Annotated in this window: 22 protein-coding genes; 9 read left to right on the top strand and 13 right to left on the bottom strand. The window is 63.5% G+C overall.

The window, feature by feature from the left end:
* Positions 1–7: 7 nt before the first annotated feature.
* Positions 8–685, bottom strand: coding sequence for a PadR family transcriptional regulator (locus NKJ57_RS03660; RefSeq protein WP_023733292.1), 678 nt, complete (start codon positions 683–685; stop codon positions 8–10).
* A gap of 272 nt (positions 686–957) precedes the next feature.
* Here NKJ57_RS03660 and NKJ57_RS03655 point away from each other — a divergent pair, with 272 nt between their 5' ends.
* The gene (locus NKJ57_RS03655) at positions 958–1,215 is read left to right on the top strand and encodes a DUF2798 domain-containing protein (protein ID WP_023683797.1); all 258 of its coding nucleotides are present in this window, start codon (positions 958–960) and stop codon (positions 1,213–1,215) included.
* Positions 1,216–1,259: 44 nt separating this feature from the next.
* On the opposite strand, the gene NKJ57_RS03650 is transcribed toward NKJ57_RS03655, so the two are convergent.
* The 5 genes from NKJ57_RS03650 to NKJ57_RS03630 all read right to left on the bottom strand — a co-directional run bounded on the left by NKJ57_RS03650 (position 1,260) and on the right by NKJ57_RS03630 (position 7,112).
* Entirely contained in the window at positions 1,260–1,640 is a 381-nt protein-coding gene (locus NKJ57_RS03650) for a thiol-disulfide oxidoreductase DCC family protein (RefSeq protein WP_023733293.1), read from the bottom strand.
* Between the two features lie 69 nt (positions 1,641–1,709).
* Positions 1,710–2,003, bottom strand: a complete 294-nt coding sequence (locus tag NKJ57_RS03645; protein WP_023733294.1) for a GYD domain-containing protein — start codon at positions 2,001–2,003, stop codon at positions 1,710–1,712.
* A 190-nt stretch (positions 2,004–2,193) separates the two neighbouring features.
* Positions 2,194–4,218: an RNA polymerase sigma factor RpoD gene (rpoD, locus tag NKJ57_RS03640; RefSeq protein WP_023672446.1), complete on the bottom strand. Its 2,025-nt coding sequence runs from the start codon at positions 4,216–4,218 to the stop codon at positions 2,194–2,196.
* Positions 4,219–4,630: 412 nt separating this feature from the next.
* Complete coding sequence (gene dnaG / locus NKJ57_RS03635; RefSeq protein WP_352510515.1) at positions 4,631–6,571, bottom strand: DNA primase; 1,941 nt, start codon at positions 6,569–6,571, stop codon at positions 4,631–4,633.
* 172 nt (positions 6,572–6,743) lie between these two features.
* Complete coding sequence (locus NKJ57_RS03630) at positions 6,744–7,112, bottom strand: RcnB family protein (protein WP_023672444.1); 369 nt, start codon at positions 7,110–7,112, stop codon at positions 6,744–6,746.
* A 388-nt stretch (positions 7,113–7,500) separates the two neighbouring features.
* Here NKJ57_RS03630 and NKJ57_RS03625 point away from each other — a divergent pair, with 388 nt between their 5' ends.
* Both NKJ57_RS03625 and NKJ57_RS03620 read left to right on the top strand, forming a co-directional pair.
* Positions 7,501–9,165 carry a Na/Pi cotransporter family protein gene (locus NKJ57_RS03625; protein ID WP_023691517.1) on the top strand — a complete coding sequence of 555 codons (1,665 nt, stop codon included), beginning with the start codon at positions 7,501–7,503 and terminating at the stop codon, positions 9,163–9,165.
* 95 nt (positions 9,166–9,260) lie between these two features.
* Positions 9,261–10,442: an MFS transporter gene (locus tag NKJ57_RS03620; RefSeq protein WP_023751200.1), complete on the top strand. Its 1,182-nt coding sequence runs from the start codon at positions 9,261–9,263 to the stop codon at positions 10,440–10,442.
* A 7-nt stretch (positions 10,443–10,449) separates the two neighbouring features.
* Here NKJ57_RS03620 and NKJ57_RS03615 read toward each other — a convergent pair whose 3' ends face one another.
* Complete coding sequence (locus NKJ57_RS03615) at positions 10,450–11,007, bottom strand: GNAT family N-acetyltransferase (RefSeq protein WP_023672441.1); 558 nt, start codon at positions 11,005–11,007, stop codon at positions 10,450–10,452.
* Positions 11,008–11,116: 109 nt separating this feature from the next.
* A complete protein-coding gene (locus NKJ57_RS03610; RefSeq protein WP_031243959.1) occupies positions 11,117–11,566 on the bottom strand; it encodes a GatB/YqeY domain-containing protein in 450 nt (149 codons plus the stop codon).
* A 260-nt stretch (positions 11,567–11,826) separates the two neighbouring features.
* Here NKJ57_RS03610 and carA point away from each other — a divergent pair, with 260 nt between their 5' ends.
* From carA to NKJ57_RS03595, 3 genes are all read left to right on the top strand, one after another.
* On the top strand, positions 11,827–13,044 hold the full coding sequence (gene carA / locus NKJ57_RS03605) for a glutamine-hydrolyzing carbamoyl-phosphate synthase small subunit (RefSeq protein WP_352510514.1): 1,218 nt from the start codon (positions 11,827–11,829) through the stop codon (positions 13,042–13,044).
* A gap of 63 nt (positions 13,045–13,107) precedes the next feature.
* Positions 13,108–13,359 (top strand): type II toxin-antitoxin system RelE family toxin, encoded by a 252-nt coding sequence (locus tag NKJ57_RS03600; protein WP_352510513.1) that lies wholly within the window; start codon positions 13,108–13,110, stop codon positions 13,357–13,359.
* Between the two features lie 11 nt (positions 13,360–13,370).
* Entirely contained in the window at positions 13,371–13,754 is a 384-nt protein-coding gene (locus NKJ57_RS03595) for a helix-turn-helix domain-containing protein (protein WP_023748195.1), read from the top strand.
* 9 nt (positions 13,755–13,763) lie between these two features.
* Here the strand turns inward: NKJ57_RS03595 and NKJ57_RS03590 are convergent, their stop codons facing one another.
* From NKJ57_RS03590 to ypfJ, 3 genes are all read right to left on the bottom strand, one after another.
* The gene (locus tag NKJ57_RS03590; protein WP_352510512.1) at positions 13,764–14,684 is read right to left on the bottom strand and encodes an aldo/keto reductase; all 921 of its coding nucleotides are present in this window, start codon (positions 14,682–14,684) and stop codon (positions 13,764–13,766) included.
* Entirely contained in the window at positions 14,681–15,946 is a 1,266-nt protein-coding gene (locus NKJ57_RS03585) for a TCR/Tet family MFS transporter (protein ID WP_352510511.1), read from the bottom strand. Before NKJ57_RS03585 ends, NKJ57_RS03590 begins: the two co-directional genes overlap by 4 nt.
* 176 nt (positions 15,947–16,122) lie before the next feature.
* Positions 16,123–17,058: a KPN_02809 family neutral zinc metallopeptidase gene (gene ypfJ / locus NKJ57_RS03580; protein WP_023705842.1), complete on the bottom strand. Its 936-nt coding sequence runs from the start codon at positions 17,056–17,058 to the stop codon at positions 16,123–16,125.
* A 189-nt stretch (positions 17,059–17,247) separates the two neighbouring features.
* Between ypfJ and NKJ57_RS03575 the strand changes: the two genes are divergently transcribed.
* Positions 17,248–19,314, top strand: coding sequence for a hypothetical protein (locus NKJ57_RS03575; RefSeq protein WP_352510510.1), 2,067 nt, complete (start codon positions 17,248–17,250; stop codon positions 19,312–19,314).
* A gap of 28 nt (positions 19,315–19,342) precedes the next feature.
* On the opposite strand, the gene NKJ57_RS03570 is transcribed toward NKJ57_RS03575, so the two are convergent.
* Both NKJ57_RS03570 and mntR read right to left on the bottom strand, forming a co-directional pair.
* Positions 19,343–19,531, bottom strand: coding sequence for a hypothetical protein (locus NKJ57_RS03570; protein ID WP_023672434.1), 189 nt, complete (start codon positions 19,529–19,531; stop codon positions 19,343–19,345).
* A 91-nt stretch (positions 19,532–19,622) separates the two neighbouring features.
* The gene (mntR, locus tag NKJ57_RS03565; protein WP_023740198.1) at positions 19,623–20,078 is read right to left on the bottom strand and encodes a manganese-binding transcriptional regulator MntR; all 456 of its coding nucleotides are present in this window, start codon (positions 20,076–20,078) and stop codon (positions 19,623–19,625) included.
* A 257-nt stretch (positions 20,079–20,335) separates the two neighbouring features.
* Between mntR and NKJ57_RS03560 the strand changes: the two genes are divergently transcribed.
* Positions 20,336–21,694, top strand: coding sequence for an Nramp family divalent metal transporter (locus NKJ57_RS03560; protein ID WP_023672432.1), 1,359 nt, complete (start codon positions 20,336–20,338; stop codon positions 21,692–21,694).
* A gap of 124 nt (positions 21,695–21,818) precedes the next feature.
* A complete protein-coding gene (locus NKJ57_RS03555; protein ID WP_023733300.1) occupies positions 21,819–22,676 on the top strand; it encodes a protein-L-isoaspartate O-methyltransferase family protein in 858 nt (285 codons plus the stop codon).
* The last annotated feature ends 39 nt before the right edge of the window (positions 22,677–22,715 follow it).

The raw sequence follows: 22,715 nt of genomic DNA, 5'->3' as shown, positions 1-22,715 counted from the left end.
CCAGGGGTCAACCGCGCGATAGCGCTTCCAGGGCTTCAGCGGCGGCTTCCAGGACTGCAATCGCCTCGGCCTGCTTTTCAGCCGACGCGTCGACGAGATCGCCGAGCGCGGCACGCAGCCGGTGACGCACGGCGCGGAACTCCTCGCGGGCTTCCGAGCGACCCCGTCCACCACGCCGTCCGCCTTCCTCGCCGTCGTCGTTCCAGCCGAACCAGTCCCGCGCTTTCGCCATCTTGCGGCCGAAGCGCTCGAGATGCTCCAGCACGCCGTCGATCATCTCGCGGTTCTCGGCGAGATGCGCCTGGCCCGCCTCGGTGATCGAAAACACCTTCTTGTTGCCGTCGGCGGCTGAAGCCGCATAGCCGGCCTCTTCCAGGAAGGTCAGCGTCGGATAGACGACGCCCGGGCTCGGGCTGTAGATGCCGCTGGTGCGCTCTTCCAGCGCCTTGATGATGTCGTAGCCGTGGCGAGGCGCCTCGGCCAGCAGCGACAGCGTGATCAGCTTGAGATCGCCGTCGGCCAGCATGCGCCCGGCGCGAAACATGTCGCCCGGGCCGCCGCGTCCACCGCCACGTCCGCCGTGGCCGAACGGACCAAAGCCGCTGCCCCCTCTTCCACCAAATTTGCCTGCCATGTGCAGGAATGCGCGCTCGGCGCGCTCGCCAAAGGGATGATGTCTATGCATGAATTGCTCCTTGAGTTATATCTTACGATACATCTTAATTAGGCTTGCCCCGCCGACGAGTCAAGATATATCTTACGATGTATCTAAAGGCGGCGCCAGAAGGTTGATTTCGCCGCCGCCGGCAGCTAGAAAGCGCGTGAGGGCCAAAACCTCTCCGTAAGCGTCTGACGTCAAGCAACGCATCCACCCCGGTCTTTCCGGGCAGTTCCGCCGGAAACCCGGCGCAATGGATGCCAAATGCGACGGACCGGATGTTTCAGGAAAATCCAAAAATGACCACGAACCGTAAGCGCGGCAAGCTGCCGGCGCGCTATGCCGCGATCGTCAGCCCGCTGGTGCTGTCGCTGCTGATGACCTTCATCGTCTCGTTCATATCGACGCTGAAAAGCCTTGGACTGCAACCTGATTTGCCGGCTGTCTGGCTCACTGCCTGGGGCCTGTCCTGGCTGGTAGCGTTCCCAACGTTGCTCATGGTGCTGCCGGCGGTGCGCCGCATTGTCGGCTGGCTTTGCGAGCCGGCGTCCCGGTAACGCCCATGACGGTAAGGCCCGCAGATTCTTCGGGCCTTGCCTCGCTACCAGCGGCCCTTGCGCCGGTTCCAGGCATAGAGAAGATCGGCGAAACGATCATAGGCCAAGCGCGTCAGCGGCAGCGCGACCGGATTGCCGAAGAGCGTCGCCAGCCAGCCGTCGCCCGGCGTCGCCCGCCAGACGGCAACCGCGACATCGGCGCCGACCAGCAGCCTGCCTTCGGCATCGGTGGCATGCAGCCGGCGGCGTATGTCCTCCAGCGAGGCGCTGTAGCCAGAGAGCGCCGCCGGTTCGAGGTTGATGTCGCGGAATTCGATCCGCCCGGCCTTGATCGCCTCGATCAGCCGCCGTTTCTGCCGGGTGATGCCGCCATCGCAAACCGGGCAGCGTGTGTTGTACCAGACGGTCAGCGCAGGCTTGGACATGGCGCGACTATCGCCCTGACGGCACGGCCCCGCAATATGACGCCGAGCCGCACGGACCCGCGCCCAGCGCTATCCAAGCGAGGCGACGATCTCGCGATAGGCAAATTCCGGGAAAGCCTTGAGCGTTCGCGTCTTGACGCTGCCACCCGTTGCCAGCATCAGGGCGAAACGAGCAAGCACAGCATCGTCGGGCGCCTCGATAATCGCCACCATGTCATATTCGCCCATAGTCAGGTAAAACGCCTTGAACGAGCCGCCCATGTCGGCCAGTTGCTTCTTGGCGGCATCGAGCCGCTTCGGCGACTCTCGGATATTTCTGGCGCCCTGTTCCGTCCAGTTCATCAGCAGGATGTAGGTTGTCATCACACACCTCCCTCCGGCGCCACGGAGCACGGCTGAGGACATCAGCCGGGGCGGACATCCGGTTTTTCGCCCAGAACATGCATCCGACCAGGCAAGTATCCTCCCGACGGAGATGGGCGACAAGAGCCTTCACCCGGCAACAAAAAGGGCGCCATCGGCGCCCTTTTCGAATTCTGGTCTGTTGCCGGTATCAGCTGTCGAGGAAGCTCCTCAGCTTGCGGCTCCGGCTCGGGTGCTTGAGCTTGCGCAGCGCCTTGGCTTCGATCTGGCGGATACGCTCGCGCGTCACCGAGAACTGCTGGCCGACTTCTTCCAGCGTGTGGTCGGTGTTCATGCCTATGCCGAAGCGCATGCGCAGCACCCGCTCCTCGCGCGGCGTCAGCGAGGCGAGCACCCGCGTGGTGGTCTCGCGCAGATTGGCTTGGATCGCCGCATCGATCGGCAGGATCGCCATCTTGTCCTCGATGAAATCGCCCAGATGCGAATCCTCTTCGTCACCCACAGGGGTTTCGAGCGAGATCGGCTCCTTGGCGATCTTCAAGACCTTGCGCACTTTTTCGAGCGGCATTGCGAGCTTTTCTGCCAGTTCCTCCGGCGTCGGCTCGCGGCCGATTTCATGCAGCATCTGGCGCGACGTGCGCACGATCTTGTTGATCGTTTCGATCATGTGCACCGGGATGCGGATGGTGCGCGCCTGGTCGGCAATCGAACGCGTGATCGCCTGCCGGATCCACCATGTCGCATAGGTCGAGAACTTGTAGCCGCGGCGGTATTCGAATTTGTCGACCGCCTTCATCAAGCCGATATTGCCTTCCTGGATCAGGTCGAGGAACTGCAGGCCGCGATTGGTGTATTTCTTAGCGATGGAAATGACGAGGCGCAGGTTGGCCTCGACCATTTCCTTCTTGGCGATAGCGGCTTCGCGCTCGCCCTTCTGCACCTGGTTGACGATCTTGCGGAATTCCAGGATCGAGATCGCCGTCTCGGTGGCGAGGTTCTGGATTTCCGAACGCAGATCCTTGATCGCGTCCTTCTCGTTCTTGGTGAATTCCTTCCAGCCGCGCGAGGTGAGATTGCCGATCGAGCGTGTCCAGTTCGGGTCGAGCTCGGAGCCCTGATATTCCTTGAGGAACTCCTCGCGGCGCACGCCATAGCTTTCGGCCAGGCGCAGCAGCTTGCCTTCGTTCTGCACCAGCCGCTTGTTGATGTCGTAGAGCTGCTCGACCAGCGCCTCGATGCGCGCCGTGTTGAGCGACAGCGACTTCACCGCCTTGATCAGCTGGTCCTTCAGCTCCTTCAGGCGGCGGTCCTGGCTTGGCGACAGCGTGCCGGTCGCGGCCAGACGGTTCTCGACCTGCTGGTCCTGCAGCTTGCGCAGCTTCTTGTAGGTGTCGGCGATGACGTCGAGCGTCTCCATCACCTGCGGGCGCAGTTCCGCTTCCATCGCCGCCAGCGACAGGCTCGCCTCATCCTCGTCTTCCTCGTCGTCATCGACCAGGCCGCGCGTGTCGGCGCCGACATTGGTGATGTCGTCTTCCTCGTCGCGTCCACGCCTCGGCTTGTCCTCGGCCTTGGGCGCCTCCTCGATGCGCTCGACCACCGGCGCCTGCTTGGCTTCGGGGCCGGCATAGGTGGCTTCGAGGTCGATGATCTCGCGCAGCAGGATCTTGGATTCGTTGAGCTCGTCACGCCAGATGATGATGGCCTGGAAGGTCAGCGGGCTTTCGCAGAGGCCCGCAATCATCGTCTCGCGGCCGGCCTCGATGCGCTTGGCGATCGCGATTTCGCCCTCGCGCGACAGGAGCTCGACCGAGCCCATCTCGCGCAGATACATGCGCACCGGGTCATCGGTGCGGTCGGTCGGCTCTTTCTTGGTGGTCGTGGCGGCGACGGCGGTGCCGGTCTGCTCGGCCAGTTCGTTGGCGTCTTCCTCGGCGTCGGCATTGCTGTCGGCGGCCTCGGGCTCCTCGCTCTGATCGTCGTCCTCGACCACGTTGATGCCCATGTCGGACAGCATCGCATTGATGTCTTCGATGCGATCCGGATCGGTCTCTTCCGACGGCAGCACCGCGTTCAGTTCGTCGAGAGTCACATAGCCGCGCTTCTTGGCGGCCTTGATCATCTTCTTGACAGCATCATCGGAAAGGTCGAGCAGAGGCCCATCGGTGGCGCCTTCACGTTCGGTCTCGACCTCTTCCTTTTCCTTTGTCGCCATAGTCTTTATCTTCTCCTAGCGGCCGAGCATCGAAGCCGCGTAGCTGCCGCACCGGTCAAACTACATGCGCTGGTGGCGCTTAACCGGGCCGGTAACCGAATCAACTCTTTTGTTTGTTCATATCGTGCCCCCAAAACCGGTTTTCACTTTTGGGCGATATGCATTAAGTCCAGATTAACCCTGATATCTGTGGCAGGCTGACAGCCTGTCCAGTGATCAGCACCTCGCGTCAGTGCATTTCCATCGACGCCGGCGCGGGTTAAGGTTTCGAATCGTCCTGATTCCGTCATTCTGCCAGAAGGTCAAGCGCCTCTCGCATGATTCGCATCAAAAAAGCGAATCAATTACCCGACTTAGAGGCGTCGATTCGACGCGCAGCACGTACAACATTCATTCTTGCGCAGGTTTCGACCTAGACGCGCCCACCCCTGCCCGAGGATACCCCGAACCCTTCGATCAGCGCTTCCGTTGCTTGTACATCACGGAATTGCGCCTGAATCTCGATGAGGTGCCGGTAGTTTTCGTCAGTGGGATCGCTGGCGAGCGCTGCTTCCGCCTGTTTCAGCTCCTTATGTAAGGTGCGCGCGCTGCGCTGCAAGTGCAGCGCCTGGTTGAAGGCGTCGCGGGCATCGTCAAGCGCTGCGGTTTCCAGCGCGGGCCATTGCCTGGCCCGTTGGATGAGCGCCACGGCGCGCGCCCAGATATCGCTGCAGCCGGCACGTTCGATGGTGGCGATCACCGCGCTACGGTCATTGGCCATGTCGTGCGCCATCGCATCGAGGATGGCGGCGTGCAGCCGCTGCAGATCGGTGTTGGCGAGATCGAGGAACTCGACATGGGCGAAGTTCTCGTCGATCAGCGCCGGATGGTTGACGAGGGCTACGATGATCGTCGCCTCGCGCACCGACATCATCTCGCCACCGCGTTTGACCATGGCGGAGCGGCCGAGGCTTTCGGTGATCGCGGCGCGCGCGCCTGCCCCGCTGCCTTTGGCGAACTGTCCGCCGGATGCGGGCGTTTTGCCCTGCCCCGGTTTCCAGTCCTGGCGACCTTGCCGCACTTCGCGCTGGGCGCTGAAGAAGGTCAGCTCCCGCTCGCGCATCCACTGCTGGTAGTGGTAGCGCTGGCTCTCGTCGCGGATGCGGCTGGTCAGTTCGCGCAGCGTCTTTGTCAGCCCCGCCCGCCGCTCCGGCGTGTCGAAGACGCCACCGGATGTCTCACGCATCCACAACAAATCAGCGAGAGGCCGCGCTTCCGCCAGCACGGCACGAAACGCGTCCGGCCCTTCTGCCTTGACCAGATCGTCGGGATCCTTGCCCTCCGGCAACAGCGCAAAGCGCACCGACCGCCCGGCCTGCACCGACGGCAGCGCGAGATCCGCGGCGCGCCACGCCGCCTTCAGCCCGGCCTGGTCGCCGTCGAAGCACAGCATCGGCTCAGGCGCCATGCGCCACAGAAGTTCGAGCTGGTTTTCGGTGAGCGCGGTGCCGAGCGGCGCCACGGCATTCTCGAAGCCGGCCTGCGCCAGCGCAATCACGTCCATATAGCCTTCGACGGCAATCACCGTGCCGCCTTTCGCCAGCGCTTTGCGGGCGCGGGCGAAATTGTAGAGCACGTTGCCCTTGTGGAAGAGCTCCGTGTCGGGCGAATTCATGTATTTGGCCAGCGCATCGGGCGCCAGTGCGCGGCCGCCAAAGGCGATGATCTTGCCGCGCGAATCCGGGATCGGGAACATGATGCGATCGCGGAACCAGTCATAGGAGACCGGGATGTCGTCGCCATGACGCACCAGCCCGCAGGCCTCGATGTCGGCCTTGGGCACACCCTTGGCGGCAAGATGTTCCTTCAGCGCATTGCGGCTGTCGGGCGCAAAGCCCAGCCGGAACGATTGCTGCGTCGCCGGCGTCAGCCCGCGATCCCTGAGATAGGCGCGGGCTTTTGCACCCTCCGGTCCTTGCAGCCGCTCCTGGAAGAAGGCAGTCGCCATCTCCATGACATCGGTCAGACTGGCGCGTTCCTTCTCACGCTGTTCTTCCCGCTCGTCGCGCACCGGCATCGGCACGCCGGCCATGTCGGCGATCTTCTCGACCGCTTCGGGAAAGCTTAATCCGTCGAGCTCGGTCAGGAACTTGAAATGATCGCCCGACACCGAACAGCCGAAACAGTGATAGCGGCCCTTCTTGTCCTCGCAGTGGAAGGAGGGGCTCTTTTCGCCATGGAACGGACAACAGGCCCAATAGTCGCCGCGCGAGGCGTTGGTCTTCTTCCTGTCCCATGCGACGCGCTGGCCGATGACCGATGAAATCGGCACACGGTCGCGTATCTCATCGAGAAAGGCGGGCGGAAAGCGCATTGGGGAACTCGTTTGTCCCTCATATAATCATGCTCGCGAAAATCCGACGACCCTTATTGCGGACCATACCCGGTTTCCACAGCCAAAAAGCCCGGTTTCTACAGCCAAAAGAAAGGCGGCCGTTTCGGGCCGCCTCCTTTCAAGTCTCTGCATTGCGCCGGCGAGGCCGGGCTTAATGCGCGGCAATGGCGCCGAAGATGATGCCGGACAGGACGCTGACCAGCACATAGTCGTTGCCGACGCGGATCCATTCCTGGCCGCGGCCGGGGCGATGCAGGCCATAGCGGCCATAATCGCGGATCGGCTGGTGCCGCTTCCAGCTGGAATATTTCTGGCCATTGCGCCAATGGCTGCGCTTGACGACCACCGTCTTCTTCACGACGCGCTTCCTGACATCGACATGCTTGCCGGGCCTCTGCCAGTCGACCCGCGTGTAATTCGACTGCGGTGCGACCGGTGCGTTCACCGGTGCGGCCTGGCCGGTAAGCGAAGTGGCGGCCAGCATCGAGAAAGCGAGGGCGGAAAGAACAACACGTTTCATAGCGGGGCTCCTTGGTTGTCGATGCCTAGGGAATAGCGCCCGAAGGATGAACCGAAACTGAACACTAGCATTACATTTACGTAATGAAATCCGGTGCTTATCCTGGATATTTGAACATCATCGCAAAGGCGATTGCCGGGAGTCCGGCAAACCGGGACGATCCGCTGCCATCACCAGGGATCCGCCATGCAACCATTTGCGCATCCGTCCATTTTCCGACACGCCCTGTCGCGCCGCGACGGCTCTTGAAATCGACAAGATTTTATTACCCGGCTAAAATATTCCGGATATTGTTCAAGACTGTCATGACCATGATTCGCAGCCCCGTTTTCCTCCCTGCACTGCGCGCCCTCCGCGTCGCGGTAGCTGTCTGCGTGCGGGTTTCGAAATGAGCGGCTCCGTCGTCCTGCTGCATCTGGCGGGCGCGGTGGCGCTGATGCTGTTTGCCACCCGCATGGTCAAGACAGGCGTCGAGCGCGCCTATGGCGACGTGCTGCGTCACCGGCTGCGCTCCACCATGCGCAATCCGATCATGGCGGTGCTGGCCGGCTGCGGCCTGTCCATCGCGCTGCAGAGCTCGACCGCCGTCACGCTTCTCGTCGGCTCCTTCGCCGGCGCCGGCATCGTCTCGGGCATGTCGGGCCAATTGGCTGTGCGCGGCGCCGAGATCGGCTCGGCGCTGGTGGTCAAGCTCTTGACCTTCGATCTGACGCTGCTGGTGCCGATCTGCCTCGTCGCCGGCACGGTCATGTTCATGGCCACCGAGCGGCGCGATTGGCGCCAGTTCGGCCGTATCCTGGTCGGCATCGGCCTTCTGGTACTGTCGCTGGAAATGATCGGCCAGGCGTCGGAGCCGCTGCGGCAGAGCACGCTGATGCCGCTCATCATCGAATATTTCTCCAGCGACTACGTCACCGCCTATCTGCTCGCCGCGCTCGTTACCTGGCTCTTCCACTCCTCGATCGCCGCCGTGCTTTTGATGGTGACGCTGGCCGGCCGCGGCTTCATCCCGCCCGAACTCGGCATCGTGCTGGTGCTCGGCGTCAATCTCGGCTCGTCGATCATCGCGCCGCTGCTCACCCGAAGTGCCGAACCTGGCGTGCGCGTCGTGCCGATCGGCAATCTGTTGATGCGCGGCATGGGCTCGCTGATGATGCTGATCCTGTTCATGACGCTGAAGCCGCCGGTCGCCTTCCTCGGCGCCACCGTGCCCGACCAGATCGTCAACGCCCACATCCTGTTCAATGTGCTGATCCTGCTCGCCGGCCTGCCGCTTGCCAGCCTGATCTATCGTGCCTCTGAGAAGATCGTCGCAATGGGCACCAAGCCAGCGCCGGCTACAGAGCTCGATGTGGTCGAACTCTCCGCCCTCAACGACGGCGCGCTCGACGTTCCGAGCCAGGCGCTGGCCAACGCCACCCGCGAGGTGGTGCGCGTCTGCGAGACGGTCGAGATCATGCTCAAGCGTATCATCGAGCTGTATGAAAGCGCCGACGGCGACAAGATCAAGGCGCTGGCCGCCCTTGACGACCGCGTCGACAGGAAGCACGCGGCGATCAAGCTCTATCTGGCCAAATTGACCAGGAACTCGCTCACAGAGGACGAGGCGCTGCGCTGCCAGGAGCTGATAGGCGCCTGCGTCAAGCTCGAGCAGGTCGGCGACATCATCGTGCGCAACATGCTGGTGCATGTGAAGAAGAAGTTCGAGCGCGGGCTGGAGTTCACGCCCGAGGGCTGGAGCGAGCTGCTCGCCTTTCACACCTCGGTGCTGGCCAATGCCAGGCTTGCCTTCAACGTGCTGGTGTCGCGCGACCCTGAGACTGCCCGCCAGCTGGTGCTGGAAAAGGACCGGCTGCGCGACCGCGAAAAGGAAACCAGCGCCAGCCATTTCGTGCGGCTGCGCGACGGCACCGCCAAGAGCGTCGAGACCAGCTCCATCCACCTCGACACCATCCGCGACCTGAAGCAGATCAACTCGCTGCTGGCGTCGATGGCCTACCCGGTGCTGGAAGAGCGCGGCCTGCTCGGCGGCTCCAGGTTGAAGGCGAGCTGATCAAGAAAACCTAAACCGGCCGCAAAAATTTCTGCATTGCCGGCAAGCGCCATCCATGATTTGAGGCCAACTCGTTCAAGGATCGCTTCCGCGCCATGCTTCCGCTCATTGCCCTGTTCATCGCCGCCTTCGCTTTCGGCACCACCGAATTCGTCATTGCTGGCGTGCTGCCGCAAGTGGCCGACGGCCTTGGCGTTTCGATCCCGACCTCCGGCTATCTCGTCTCAGGCTATGCCGGCGGCATCGCGGTTGGCGGGCCATTGCTGGCGCTCGCCACCAAGGGCATTCCCCGCAAGACGCTGCTGCTTTGCCTGACCGTCGCCTTCACCATCGGCCAGGCCGCTTGCGCGCTGGCGCCCGATTTTACCTCGATGCTGCTCTTGCGCATTGCGGTCGCCGTCGCACACGGCGCCTATTTCGGCGTCGCCATGGTGGTGGCTGTCGGCCTCGTGCCCGAGGACAAGCGCGGCATGGCCGTGGCTGTGATCCTCTCCGGCCTCACCGTATCCAATGTCATCGGCGTCCCGGCCGGCACCGCAATCGGCAATCTCTGGGGCTGGCGCGCCACCTTCTGGGTGATGTGCGCGCTTGGCGTCGTAGCCTTTGCCGCCATGGCTGCGCTTTTGCCGCGCACGACAGGCGCATCAAGGCCATCCGCCAGTCTTGGCAGCGAGGTTCGCGTGCTGGCGCGCCAGCAAGTCTGGACCTCGCTGATCCTGATGCTGATGTTGATGATCGGCCAGTTCGGCCTGTTCACCTACATCACCCCGACCCTGCTTGAGGTGACCCATCTCGACGAGGGCCTGATCCCCTGGGTGCTGCTGCTCAACGGCGTCGGCGCCACCGTCGGCGTCTTTCTCGGCGGCAAGCTTTCCGACTGGAAGCTGATGCCGTCGCTGATCACAATGCTTGCGCTGCAAGCGGTGATGTTGGGCGTGATCTATGCCGTCAGCCCCTACCCCGTGCCGATGGTCATCGCCATCGTTATCTGGGGTGGCCTCAACTTCGCCATAGGCACGCCGATCCAGACCCGCATCCTGGCCTGGACGGCGGACGCCTCCAACCTCGCCTCCTCGCTCATCCCCTCCGGCTTCAATGTCGGCATCGCGCTCGCCGCGTCGCTGGGCGCTGCCATGCTCAACGCCGGCTACGGCTATCGCAGCCTGCCGGTTGTGGGCGCTGCCGCCATGCTGGTGGCGGTGGTGGTGGCACTTGCCTCCTACATCTGGGAGGGGCGCAGCCGGGCAGCGCCGCCGCTGCCAGCAGCGGCCGAATAGCATCGGACTACAAATCGATCCGGAACAACAAGCTCTCGGCGCCGCCATACGCGGCGTCCTTGATGAACGGACCGACCACACGGCCGCCATTGGCCAGCACCACCTTCTGCGAGGCCGGATTGTCGAGGTCGGTGGTGAGCTCGACATATGGCAAACCAACAGCCCTCGCCTCGTCCAGCATCAGCCGCAGCGCCTCGGTCGCATAGCCTCGTCCGCGCTTCCACGGCACCACGGCATAGCCGATATGGCCGAGCACATGCGACGGCAGTGCGGCCGTACCCGGCTGCCAGCGAAAGCCGATCGAGCCGGCGGCCTCGCCGTCCCAGATCCAGCGCCGGAAGCCCGGCAGCCGCGGCACGGTCGTGCCGTCCGGCAAGGTAATCGGGCCTCCTTTGGCCTCGGGATCGTCGAGGCTGGCAAGGAACGCCGCGGGATCCTCGTCGATCGCCGCAAGTTGCTCGCGCGTCGCTTCCATCAGCCGGACATTGTCCGGCGACCAGCCACGCTCGAGCGCCGCCTTGTAGGAGGGCAGATGTTCGAGCGTGGGTTTGACGATTTCGATCATGGTGGGTCTCTCCGGCAGGTCAACGCTTGCTCGCTTAAGCCGGTGCGGACCGTTTCTTGCCCAGAGGTAATGCCCCTGCTCTCCTTCGCCATTGAAGTGGTGTCGGCTCCTACTGCAGCAGGCCTTTGACGATGCCGCTGGCCTTGCCGAAATCCATCTGGCCGGCATATTTCTGCTTCAGCACAGCGATCACCTTGCCCATGTCCTTCTGGCTGGCGGCACCGGTAGCAGTGATCGCTTCGCGCGCCGCTGCAGTCACCGCCGCCTCGTCCAGCTGCGTCGGCAGGAAGCCGCGGATGATCTCCATCTCGCCACGCTCCTGCGCCGCCAGTTCCGGGCGCTTGCCGTCCTCGAACGCCATGGCCGATTCCTCGCGCTGCTTCACCATTTTGGCCAGGATCTGCAAGATCTCCTCGTCGCTGGCGGGGTCCTTGGCCGAGCCGCGATTGGCGATGTCGCGGTCGTGAATGGCGGCCTGGATGAGCCGCAGCGTCGGCAGCCGGTGCTTGTCCTGCGCCTTCATCGCGCTTTTCAGGGATTCGGCGATTTTTGCGCGCATGATGCTTTCTCCTTCGAACGGCGCGGACAATAACCGCGGCCCATCCGCAAAGCAAACGCGCCAAAGCCCTGATATCGTTCGACGAAACAAATGCTCGCCGTTTTTGGCACGGGCATCATTGACCGCTCTGGCGCCTTCCCCTATGTACTCGGCCTTGCACAAGACAAAGAATTGATGCGCGCAGGCTCGAGAGATCGGCCGCGCCGTTTGCTGCGCAGATGGCCCGCCATCGAAGCGCGCAGCGTGACAGGAGCGTCGCCATGGCCGAGATGACCCCCGAACTGACCCCGCCTTGGGCAACCGAAAAGCCGACCGCCGTCCTGGTGCTGGCCGACGGCACCGTCATCGAGGGTCGCGGCCTCGGCGCCACCGGTTCCGCCGTTGCCGAAGTCTGCTTCAACACCGCGCTCACCGGCTACCAGGAAATTCTCACCGACCCGTCCTATGCCGGCCAGATCGTCACCTTCACCTTCCCGCATATCGGCAACATCGGCACCAATGACGAGGACATCGAGGACTTGAACCCGGTCGCCCGTGCAGGCGCCGTTGGCGCGGTGTTCAAGGCCGATGTCACCAACCCGTCCAACTACCGCGCCGACACCGGGCTGGACCAGTGGCTGAAGAAGCGCGGCATCGTCGCGCTGTCGGGCATCGACACCCGGGCGCTGACCGCGCTGATCCGCGAAAAGGGCATGCCCAATGCCGTCATTGCGCACGCGCCCGACGGCATCTTCGACATCGACGATTTGAAGCGGCGCGCCGCCGCCTGGTCGGGCCTGATCGGGCTTGACCTCGCCAAGGAAGTCACCTCGGGCCAGTCCTCGGTCTGGCGTGAAACGCCCTGGGTGTGGAACGAAGGCTTTGGCGAACAGGCCGAGCCGTCGATGCACGTCGTCGCCATCGACTACGGCGTCAAGCGTAACATCCTTCGCCTGCTTTCCGGCCTCGGCGCCAAGGTCACCGTGGTTCCGGCCGGCACCGGCTCGGAAGAGATCCTGGCCATGCAGCCCGACGGCATCTTCCTCTCCAACGGCCCCGGCGACCCGGAAGCCACCGGCGACTACGCCGTGCCGGTCATCCAGGACCTGCTCAAGACCGACATCCCGGTATTCGGCATCTGCCTCGGCCACCAGATGCTGGCCCTGGCGCTCGGCGGCAAGACCGCCAAGATGCACCAGGGCCATCACGGCGCCAACCACCCGGTCAAGGATCATACCACCGGCAAGGTCGAGATCGTCTCGATGAACCACGGCTTTGCCGTCGATGCCGACTCGTTGCCCGAGGGCGTCGAGGAAACCCATGTCTCGCTGTTCGATGGCTCCAACTGCGGTATTGCGCTCACGGGCCGTCCGGTGTTCTCGGTCCAGCATCACCCCGAGGCCTCGCCCGGCCCGCAGGACTCGCACTATCTGTTCCGCCGTTTCGTCAATCTGATCCGCGAAAAGCGCGGCGAGCAACTGCTGGCCGAACGGGCCTGAGCCCTCTATGTACCAGTGATAATATCGCTTAACCTCGAGCGATAAATCTGCGATATTGCGCGAGTGAAGACGATCCTCCTCTCGGTGTCGGCAGCTCGCGATCTCGACAACCTGCCGGCCGATGTCCGCGAGCAGGTCTCTGAAGGTTTGAACACTTATGCCATCAGCGGGCGTGGCGATGTAAAACGTCTTGCCGGCCGAGACGGTTACAGACTTCGGATCGGTCGCTACCACGTTATATTTGATGAAGATCGCACGACAATCCTAGCGATCTACATCGGCAAGCGCGAAACGACGACCTACAGCCGGCCATAGGACAGCACATCATGAACGCTCCGCAAATCATAAGGACTTCAACTGGGGAAGAACTGGTCGTCATCCCGAAGGCTGACTACGAGGCATTGCTGCATGCCGCCGAAGAAGCCAGAGAAGACGCTGCGGATGTGGCGATCTACGATGAGCGGAAGGCCGAGTTCAAAACTGAAAAGCCCCTGCCCGCCGAGGTGACCATGGATATTTTGCGAGGTTCCAGCCGGCTCAAGGCGCTGCGCAACTGGCGCAAGCTGACGCAGGCCGAGTTGGCTGATGCCATCGGAGTCAGCCAGGGCTTCCTGTCGGACCTTGAATCCAATCGCCGCAAGCCATCGGCGCAAACCAGCACCATGCTGTCGAAGGCATTGGACGTGCCCAGCGAATGGATCGAAGCCTAGTATCTGACCTTACGCCACCGGCCGGCCTTCGCTGGCCTCCAGTATGGCGAACCATTGCTGGCGGTCGAGGTCGATCTCCAGCGCCTTGACCATGGCGGCCAGCCGCTCGGGCTTCATCGTGCCGAGCACCGGCGCCAGCCGCGCCGGATGACGCAGCAGCCAGGCGATGGCGACGGCGGCGAGATCGCCGGCGCCGATCTCGGCAGCCACCGCCGCGATTGCCGCCCTGACCCGCGCCTCGCGCCCTTCCTTGCCGGTGAACAGCAAGCCGCCGCCGAGCGGCGACCAGATCATCGGCGCATAGCCGAGGCGTTGCGCGTGATCGAGGCTGCCATCCATCAGCGCATTGGTCTTCAGCACCGACATCTCGATCTGGTTGGTGGCCAAGGCAAACGGCAGCCGCGAGGCCAGAAGGTCGAACTGCGACGGCGTGAAGTTGGAGACCCCGACCGCCCTCACCTTGCCTGACTTGACCAGCCCGGCAAGGGCCGCCGCCGTCTCGTCGGCATCCATCAGCGGATCCGGCCGGTGCAGCAGCAACAGGTCGAGATAGTCAGTGCCGAGATTGGCGAGCGAACGGTCGACCGAGGCCGCAATATGGGCCGCACTGGTGTCGTAATGCTTCAGCCGGTTCTGAGGCCGGTTGGCCGATGCCAGAATGATGTCGCATTTCGAGATCAGCTCGATGCTGTCGCGCTTGCCCTTCCAGCGCGACAAGCCGGCGCCAAAGGCAGCTTCCACCTGGTGATGCCCGTAAATATCGGCATGGTCGAAGCTGGTAAGGCCGAGATCGACCGCAGTGCCGATCAGCCGCGCGACCTGATCGGCGTCCGGGCGCGCGGCGCTGTCGAGCAGGCGCCAGGCGCCGAACACCAGCCGCGACAGCGACAAACCGTCCTTGGTCAGCTTTATGCGGCTGTCATGGCTCATATCTGGGCTCCATCTTCCGCAGCGCCGGTGGCAACGCTTTTCACCGCCGTCGGCCTCGCAACTTTCGTTACAAAGACAATGACGGCAAGCGTCAGGAAGCACGCGCCAACCAGATAGGGCGCGCCGCCGAACACCACGGGCGCATTCGGCCCGGTGAACCAGGAAAAGATCGCGGTGTACAGCAGCGGCGTGATGATCGAGGTGATCGAGAAGATCGACGTCATCGCGCCCTGCAATTCGCCTTGCGCCGATGGCGGCACCTTGGCGGCGGCGAGGCTTCTCAGCGGCGGATCGGCCAGTGCTTCCAGGCAGCCGACGACGATCACCGCATAGATCATCCAGCCTTGCGAGGCGAAGGCGTAGCCAAAGGCGCTGGCCGCCGTGAAGGTCAGGCCGATGACCGCCGTCCTCCATTCGCCAAGTTTGGGGATCACGCGCGGCAGCACCGTCGCCATGACGATCGCCCCACACAGGCCGAAGGCGCCGAGCGAGAAGCCGATCTGCTGCTCGCTCCAGCCATAGCGGTAGTTGGACACGAACGACCACACCGCCGGATACATCATGTGGCCGAGCGTCATCAGGAAGAAGGCGAGCCCGATCCAGCCGATGCCCTGATATTGGCGCATCTGCAGCAGCGTGCCGACCGGGTTGGCGCGTTTCCAATCGAAGCGGCGGCGGTGCTTTTCATCGAGCGTTTCAGGCAGGAAGAACATGGCGATGAGGAAGTTCACGAAGGCAAGCCCGGCGGCAAAGTAAAACGGCACCCGCGGCCCGAACGTGCCGAGCAGCCCGCCCAGCACCGGCCCAATGACGAAGCCGACGCCGAAGGCGATGCCGAGCAGACCGAAATTCTTCGCCCGGTTGTCGTCGTTCGAGATGTCGGCAATGAAGGCCGACGTCGTCGAATAGCTGGCGCCCGAAATGCCGGCCAGCACGCGGCCGATGAACAGCATCGGATAGGACCAGGCGATGGCGCAGATCAGATTGTCGATCGAGAATGTAAGCACCGAGGCAAGCAGGATCGGCCGCCGCCCGAAGCGGTCGCTCAATCCACCCATGATTGGCGCGAAGAAGAACTGCATCGCCGCATAGACGAAGAACAGCCAGCCGCCTTCGATCGCCGCTTCGCTGATGCCGACGCCGGAAAGCTCCCTGAGAAAGGCCGGCAACACCGGCATGATCATGCCGAAGCCGATAATGTCGAGCAGCAGCGTGGTGAAGACGAGCGCAAGGCCCCGCCTGGCGGTTTTGGGGTCGATCATGATGGCGTCTGCTCCCTGAGACCGCCCTTGGGCGGGCGCCCGTTATAGGCGAGGCGCCACTTTGGAACAATAGGAGAACGCCTCAGGCGTTCTCCTCCTGACATCTGTTGCCGGTGGTGAATCGGCCCGCCGACGGATGCGCTTTGGACCGCGGTCGGCTGGAACTTGCGAGCGCCTCAAACCGGGCCGGTCAGCGTGTTGCAGTCCGACAGCTTGCCGCTCTTGTAGCCGCGCGCCAGCCAGGTCTGCCGCTGCTGCGACGTCCCGTGGTTGAAGCTTTCCGGAACGACATAGCCCTGCATCTTCTTTTGCAGCGTGTCGTCGCCGATCTGCTTGGCGGCGTTGAGCGCCTCTTCGATGTCGCCCTGTTCCAGAATGCCCTTCTGCGCGGTGAAATGCGCCCAAACGCCGGCGAAGCAGTCGGCCTGCAGCTCGATGCGCACCGACATCTGGTTGGCTTCCGCCTCACCCATCGACTGCCGCATCTGGTTGAACTTGGGCAGGATGCCGGTGAGGTTCTGCACATGGTGACCGACTTCATGGGCGATCACATAGGCCTGGGCGAAATCCCCCGAAGCGCCGAACTGCTGGTCGAGTTGCTGGAAGAAGGTGGTGTCGAGGTAGACCTTGTGGTCGCCGGGACAATAGAACGGTCCGGCTGCCGTCGAGGCGGAGCCGCAGGCCGAGCGGATCTGGCCGCTGAACAGCACAAGCTTCGGGTCCTCGTATTTCAGGCCCTGCGACTGGAAGATGCCGGTCCAGGTCTCTTCGGTCTCGGCCAGCACGGTCGCCACGAACTGCTTCATCTCGTCGGAAGCAGGCGTGCCGGCGCCGTCGTCCTGGCCGCCGCTGTTGTCGGTAATCTGGCCACCGCCACCCGGCAGCACGCCGCCGCCCTCGCCAGTGCCCAGGATCTGCGACGGATCGAAGCCGAAATACCATCCGGCCAGCACCACGAGGACGACCAGCAGGATGCTGCCGCCGCCGCCGGTGCGGCCGCCAATCGGGATGCGGAACTGGCCAGGGCTGCCGCCGCCGAAACCACCACCGCCGCCGCTGTCGCTGCGCTCGTCCTCGACATTGTCACTCTGACGGCGGCCCTTCCAGAGCATGGCAACTCCCCGTATGCAAATTTTCGGCTGGCCTGGCCGATGTCGTGGCCCAGTCCGACCCAACAGACAATTATCGCAATGGTTGCGCCAAGTCACAGTATTTTTCGTGGCAGCGGCATCGCGCGTTCGCACTCTGGTCGAGGCGGCATGCGCGCTGTAGCATCCGGTTCGAACGGGGGTATCGGGGACTTGCGGACGATCGGTCGATTTCTGCTGCTGGCGGTGGTGCTATGCCTCGGCCCGGCGTCGGCGCGCGCCGTGACGCTCGATTCCAGCGTCGCCGTAACCGATCCCGAGACATTGCAGGCGCTTGAGCGTGGCGGCCTCTCCATCAGCCGCCTGCTCGGCCCGGCGCTGGGTCTCACGCGCGAGGTCGACAATCGCGCCCTGTTTTCGGTGCGCGCGCTGACCCCTGTCCGCAACGCCGTCAAGCAGCAGATCGCCGACGAGCCTGCCAATAGCCCCGATCCCTATGTCGCCGCGCTGGCGAAGACGAGGGCCCCCAGCCAGAAATTCAACCCGAAATACATCGACGATGACCGCTCGACGCTCGACCTGACCGGCGTCGTCAACCGCATGGACCGCGGCTATCTCGGCCACACCGAATGCGGCGAGATCAGGCTGATCTACCGCTTCCACTATTCGGTGGCGGAGAAGCCCACGAAGGGAAAGACAGCGCAACGCATCTCGTCGCGGCTGCCGCTGACCATGAGTCTAGTCTTCAACGCCAGGCCCGGCGAGGCTCGCCCCCGCGCTTCGAGAGACCGTCCAAGCGCCACCGCCGTTTCCTGTGCCGAAATCGCCAAGCGCTGGCTCGCCGCCGGCCAGAAGAACCTTGCGCCCGAGCAACTGGCAGCCTGGCTGCGCTCCGACGAAGGGCCGCTCTCCAACGCCATGCTGAATTCGTCGCAGATCATGCGGCTTGAGCTGAACATGCAGGTTCTCCGGCTGTCGGCCTCGAGCCGCCGCGACTTCGGTGGCCACGCCGAATATCTCCTCAAGATTTTCAAATGGGACCCAACGACGTCCACCTTCCAGGAATCGAAGATGGAGAACCAGATCGACCGGAAAGTGGTTCTGGCCGACCGGCCGGCCTTCGCCAAATGGCTGCTCACCGACCGCAACATCTACGATCTCGACCGCGGCCGGCTGGTCATCGACGACAAATTCCTGGCGACCAGCGCCGTCTCGGTCGCACCCGGCGGCATGGCCAGATCGCAAAACAACATCGCCTATGGGCTGCTCGATGATGCTGACATCGACAGGGCGTTGCAGGATTATGTCGCCAGGGGCAACACGCTGCGCAGCGTGAAATCGGTGGCCGGGTTCAATCTGCGTCTCAACGAAATGACCTGCACCGGCTGCCACCAGACGCACGGCATTGCCGGCTTCCACTATACAGGCGCCGATCCGGCCAACGAGCCGCGCCGCAACGCCGTCTTCGTCCCCGGCTCGGCGGTGTTCTTCGCCGACCTGCCGCGCCGCCGCGCGATCGTCGAGGACTTCGCCACAGGCGGCCATCCGGATTTCTCCCGCGGCTTCGCCGCCCGTCCGGACGCCAAACTCGCCGAAGCGCTGAAAAGCACCGATCTCTACAATGGCTGGGGCTCGATCTGCTACAGCGGCGAGGATGCCAGCTTCAAGGACTGGAGCTGCGGCGAAAGCCTGCGCTGCGCCGGCGTCCATGAAAGCGACATCCATCCGGGCTTCGGCACCTGCGTCAGCGAGGCGGCCACCGCAGTCGGCGACCCCGTCGAGTTCGGCGAGATCAAGATGTCGAGCTGGGGCAGCGACAAATATTGCCGCCTGTCGCCGGCCACCGCAAAAGCCTGCGCCATCGATCCGGCGCGCGACAAGAAACCGGTAATCAAGCTCGCCGGCTATGGCGCGGCGCGCCAACGCTACGACAACCCCGAGCAGAAGACCGGTGGCTTTCCCGGGGGCATGCTGCGCAAGGCAAGCTGCGACAAGCTTCCCGACGAGGCGACTTGCGGCCGCCTCGCCAAGACCGGTTTCAACGACTGCATCGCGTCGGGCAAGGACCACAAATTCTGCACCAAGGAATTCACCAAGACCGCCGGCCTGCGCGCCTGCGACAAGGCGCATCCCTGCCGCGAGGACTATATCTGCACCGCCGGCTACGACGATCTGGCCGCAGCCAAGCCTGGCAAGGGCTCCTGCATTCCGCCCTATTTCATCTTCCAGTTCCGCGTGGACGGCCATCCGCGCAGCTGGGTGCAGGACACCGAGGAATGAGCGGCAGGTTGCCGCTTGCGAACAGAACTCAGATCTTCTGCTTGGTGCCGGCGCTTTTGCCGTCCGAGCTTTTGGAGCGTTCCTCGAAACGCGCGGCGCCCTTTTTCAGCGCATGGCCGGTTTCGACCTCGGTCTTGCGTTCGTCCTTTGCCGCTGCCTGCCTCAAACCCTCGGCCGCCTGCTTGCCCTTCGCGGTCGGTGCCTGTTCGACGCCCATGTTTTCCTCCTTGGCGCGCAACAATCACGCGCAACGTCAGGAGCAACGAGCCTGACGTGCGGAGGTTCCAGTGGTGCGGCCCCGGCACCCCTCAGCCCGGCGCGATCATCGCCTTGCGAAAGGCTTCCAGCGTCTCGGCGCTGACATGATGCTCGATGCCCTCGGCATCGATGCGCGCCGTCTCGGCGCTGACACCGAGCGAACGCAAAAACGCTTCTACCGTCTGGTGGCGGATGCGGCTCTCTTCCGCCACCTTGCGCCCGGCGTCGGTCAGGAACACACCGCGATAGGGTTTTCTGGAAACGAGCCCGTCGGCGCACAGCCTGGTCAGCATCTTGGCCACCGTCGGCTGGGCGACACCCAGCCGCGCAGCAATATCGACCTGACGCGCCTCATTGCCGTCCTCGATCAGGTCGGCGATCAGCTCGACATAATCCTCGACCAGCGCGCCGCGGCGCGCTTCGCGCTGCTGCCGGAACCCTTTCGAATGAATCTCGGCGTCAGGAAGCGGCTCCTCGCGTCCAACCGGTCTGTGCTTCAGCGCCAACACGCGCTCCTTCCTATCTTTTGACAAGAATCGGCTTTGGGCAAAGCAATCGCCCTTTGCCATTCATAGCACGGGCTTAACTGTTCCAGCCGTTTATTTCCATTCCATGGCAGGCGCAACCGGCGTTTGCGATCCCCTGCCGGCCTGCCGGTCGGCGCAACAGGAAGCACATACAATGAAATATAGCCTATTGCATAATGTTGAGCCCTGGCATAGATAGGATGACGTCAACCGATCCACCCAGTGGAAAGCCCTCCATGTCCGAAGCTGACGCTACCTTGGGATCATCCTGGCGATTTGACAGGCCGGAGGACAATCCTCCCAGCCTGCGCGAGGTGAACTCCACGATCGCGGTGCCGCAGTCCGGCGTCTGGTTCCGTCGCCTGTTCGCCTTCATGGGACCGGGCTACATGGTCTCGGTCGGCTATATGGATCCGGGCAACTGGGCCACCGACCTCGCCGGCGGCGCCCAGTTCGGCTACACGCTATTGTTCATCATCATGCTGTCCAACCTGATGGCGATCCTGCTGCAGGCGCTTGCCGCCCGGCTTGGCATCGCCACCGGCCGCGACCTCGCCCAGGCCTGCCGCGCCTATTATCCGCGTCCCGTCAGTTTCGTGCTGTGGATCGCCTGCGAACTCGCCATCATCGCCTGCGACCTCGCCGAGGTGATCGGCACGGCGATCGCGCTGCAGCTTCTGTTCGGCATTCCGCTGATCGGCGGCGCGTTGCTGACGGCGCTCGACGCCTTCATCGTGCTGCTCTTGATGAACAAGGGTTTCCGCTATCTCGAAGCCTTCGTCATCGCGCTTCTGATCATCATCTTCGGCTGTTTCGCCATCCAGATCTTTGCCGCTGCCCCTCCGGTCGGCTCGATCCTGCATTCGATGTTCGTGCCGTCGACGGAGATCGTCACCAATCCGGCGATGCTCTACATCGCCATCGGCATCATCGGCGCCACGGTGATGCCGCACAATCTCTACCTGCACTCCTCGATCGTACAGACACGCGCCTATGAACGGACCGAAAAAGGCAAGCGCGACGCCATTAAATGGGCGACGACGGACTCGACCATCGCGCTCGTCCTGGCGCTGTTCGTCAACGCCTCGATCCTGATCGTCTCGGCGGTGGCCTTCCATGGCACCGGCCATCAGGATGTCGCCGAGATCGGCCAGGCCTTCGAGCTCTTGTCACCGCTGCTTGGCCTCGGCATCGCCTCGATCCTGTTTGCGGTGGCGCTGCTGGCCTCCGGCCTCAACTCGACGGTTACGGCAACGCTTGCCGGCCAGATCGTCATGGAAGGCTTTTTGCGCCTGCGCATTCCGCAATGGGCGCGCCGGCTGCTGACGCGCGGCATCGCCATCGTCCCGGTGGTGGTCGTCACCGCGCTCTATGGCGAAAAGGGCACCGGCCAGTTGCTGGTCTTCAGCCAGGTGGTACTGTCGATGCAGCTGCCCTTCGCAGTCATCCCGCTGGTGCAGTTCGTCTCCGACAAGAAGAAGATGGGCAACCTTGCCATTCCCCGCGGCGTGGCGGTCCTCGCCTGGGTCGTCGCGGCGGTCATCCTGGTGCTCAACTTCAAGCTGCTCTACGACACCGTCTTCGGCGTCGGCTGAGTTTCTTCTTGAACTGCTCTATCTCTTGTTTGACGCAATTCCGGGCGGAAAGCCGCCTCACACTTTTCCTGGAATTGCTCAAGACGGCGACAAACCGGCGGCTTGCGCTATCTTACCGGCCATCATGACAAGTGTCGAAGACGCCAGGAAATTTTACGCGCAGCTGATGGCGGCCAATGCCGGCTCGGCCGATCCGCGCCTCGAAGAGGCGTTCGCCACCGTTCCGCGCGAGGCCTTTCTCGGTCCCGGACCCTGGGCGGTAGTCGCCGGCAGGGCGCTCACCACCGGCAACGGCAAGATCATGACGCCGAGCGCCGATCCTGTTCACATCTATCAGGACGTGCTGGTGGCGCTCGATGCCGACAAGGGCATCAACAATGGCGAACCCTCCTTGCACGCGATGTGGATCGGCAGGATCGCCCCCAGACCGGACGAGGCCGTCACCCATATCGGCGCCGGCACAGGCTACTACACCGCCTTGCTGGCGCGGCTGGTTGCGCCCGGCCCGGTGACCGCCTTCGAAATAGAGGCAGATCTTGCTGCCAGAGCAACAAAGAATCTCGAAACCTACGGCAATGTAAGCGTCGTCCACGGCGATGCCGTCACCGGCGATCTGCCGCCGTCCGACATCATCTATGTCAATGCCGGTGTCGTCGCACCGCCGGCTCCTTGGCTTCGGGCGCTGAAAGCGGGCGGCCGCATGATCTTTCCCTGGCGTCCGTCCCAGGGCGTCGGCCTGGCCGTGATGGTAACCCGCAACGACAAGGGCTTTGCCTGCGACCCCTTCATGCGCTCGTGGTTCATCCCCTGCGTCGGCGCCTCGGCGGCCGGTTCGGCGGCCAAAATCCCCGACCTCCAGAAGGCGGCGCGCAGCCGTTCGATCTGGCTGACGTCAGACAGGGCGCCGGACCGGACCGCCACCGCCATCATCGGCGACGTCTGGTTTTCGTCGCAGGCGCTTGGCGGCGGGCGACGGCGGTAGGTACCCTTGTCGGCCGGCAGCGTTTTTTTGCCAACGCCT

The organism is Mesorhizobium sp. M0077 (assembly GCF_040322955.1).
Lineage (GTDB): Bacteria > Pseudomonadota > Alphaproteobacteria > Rhizobiales > Rhizobiaceae > Mesorhizobium.
The sequence above is the reverse complement of the archived record's forward strand: the minus strand, read 5'-3'. Positions and strand labels throughout refer to the sequence as shown.

Excerpts from the sequence above, each read along its gene's own strand:
- NKJ57_RS03660 (WP_023733292.1), bottom strand. The coding sequence starts at position 685 with ATGCATAGACATCATCCCTTTGGCGAGCGCGCCGAGCGCGCATTCCTG.
- NKJ57_RS03655 (WP_023683797.1), top strand. The coding sequence starts at position 958 with ATGACCACGAACCGTAAGCGCGGCAAGCTGCCGGCGCGCTATGCCGCG.
- NKJ57_RS03650 (WP_023733293.1), bottom strand. The coding sequence starts at position 1,640 with ATGTCCAAGCCTGCGCTGACCGTCTGGTACAACACACGCTGCCCGGTT.
- NKJ57_RS03645 (WP_023733294.1), bottom strand. The coding sequence starts at position 2,003 with ATGACAACCTACATCCTGCTGATGAACTGGACGGAACAGGGCGCCAGA.
- rpoD (WP_023672446.1), bottom strand. The coding sequence starts at position 4,218 with ATGGCGACAAAGGAAAAGGAAGAGGTCGAGACCGAACGTGAAGGCGCC.
- dnaG (WP_352510515.1), bottom strand. The coding sequence starts at position 6,571 with ATGCGCTTTCCGCCCGCCTTTCTCGATGAGATACGCGACCGTGTGCCG.
- NKJ57_RS03630 (WP_023672444.1), bottom strand. The coding sequence starts at position 7,112 with ATGAAACGTGTTGTTCTTTCCGCCCTCGCTTTCTCGATGCTGGCCGCC.
- NKJ57_RS03625 (WP_023691517.1), top strand. The coding sequence starts at position 7,501 with ATGAGCGGCTCCGTCGTCCTGCTGCATCTGGCGGGCGCGGTGGCGCTG.
- NKJ57_RS03620 (WP_023751200.1), top strand. The coding sequence starts at position 9,261 with ATGCTTCCGCTCATTGCCCTGTTCATCGCCGCCTTCGCTTTCGGCACC.
- NKJ57_RS03615 (WP_023672441.1), bottom strand. The coding sequence starts at position 11,007 with ATGATCGAAATCGTCAAACCCACGCTCGAACATCTGCCCTCCTACAAG.
- NKJ57_RS03610 (WP_031243959.1), bottom strand. The coding sequence starts at position 11,566 with ATGCGCGCAAAAATCGCCGAATCCCTGAAAAGCGCGATGAAGGCGCAG.
- carA (WP_352510514.1), top strand. The coding sequence starts at position 11,827 with ATGGCCGAGATGACCCCCGAACTGACCCCGCCTTGGGCAACCGAAAAG.
- NKJ57_RS03595 (WP_023748195.1), top strand. The coding sequence starts at position 13,371 with ATGAACGCTCCGCAAATCATAAGGACTTCAACTGGGGAAGAACTGGTC.
- NKJ57_RS03590 (WP_352510512.1), bottom strand. The coding sequence starts at position 14,684 with ATGAGCCATGACAGCCGCATAAAGCTGACCAAGGACGGTTTGTCGCTG.
- NKJ57_RS03585 (WP_352510511.1), bottom strand. The coding sequence starts at position 15,946 with ATGATCGACCCCAAAACCGCCAGGCGGGGCCTTGCGCTCGTCTTCACC.
- ypfJ (WP_023705842.1), bottom strand. The coding sequence starts at position 17,058 with ATGCTCTGGAAGGGCCGCCGTCAGAGTGACAATGTCGAGGACGAGCGC.
- NKJ57_RS03570 (WP_023672434.1), bottom strand. The coding sequence starts at position 19,531 with ATGGGCGTCGAACAGGCACCGACCGCGAAGGGCAAGCAGGCGGCCGAG.
- NKJ57_RS03560 (WP_023672432.1), top strand. The coding sequence starts at position 20,336 with ATGTCCGAAGCTGACGCTACCTTGGGATCATCCTGGCGATTTGACAGG.
- NKJ57_RS03555 (WP_023733300.1), top strand. The coding sequence starts at position 21,819 with ATGACAAGTGTCGAAGACGCCAGGAAATTTTACGCGCAGCTGATGGCG.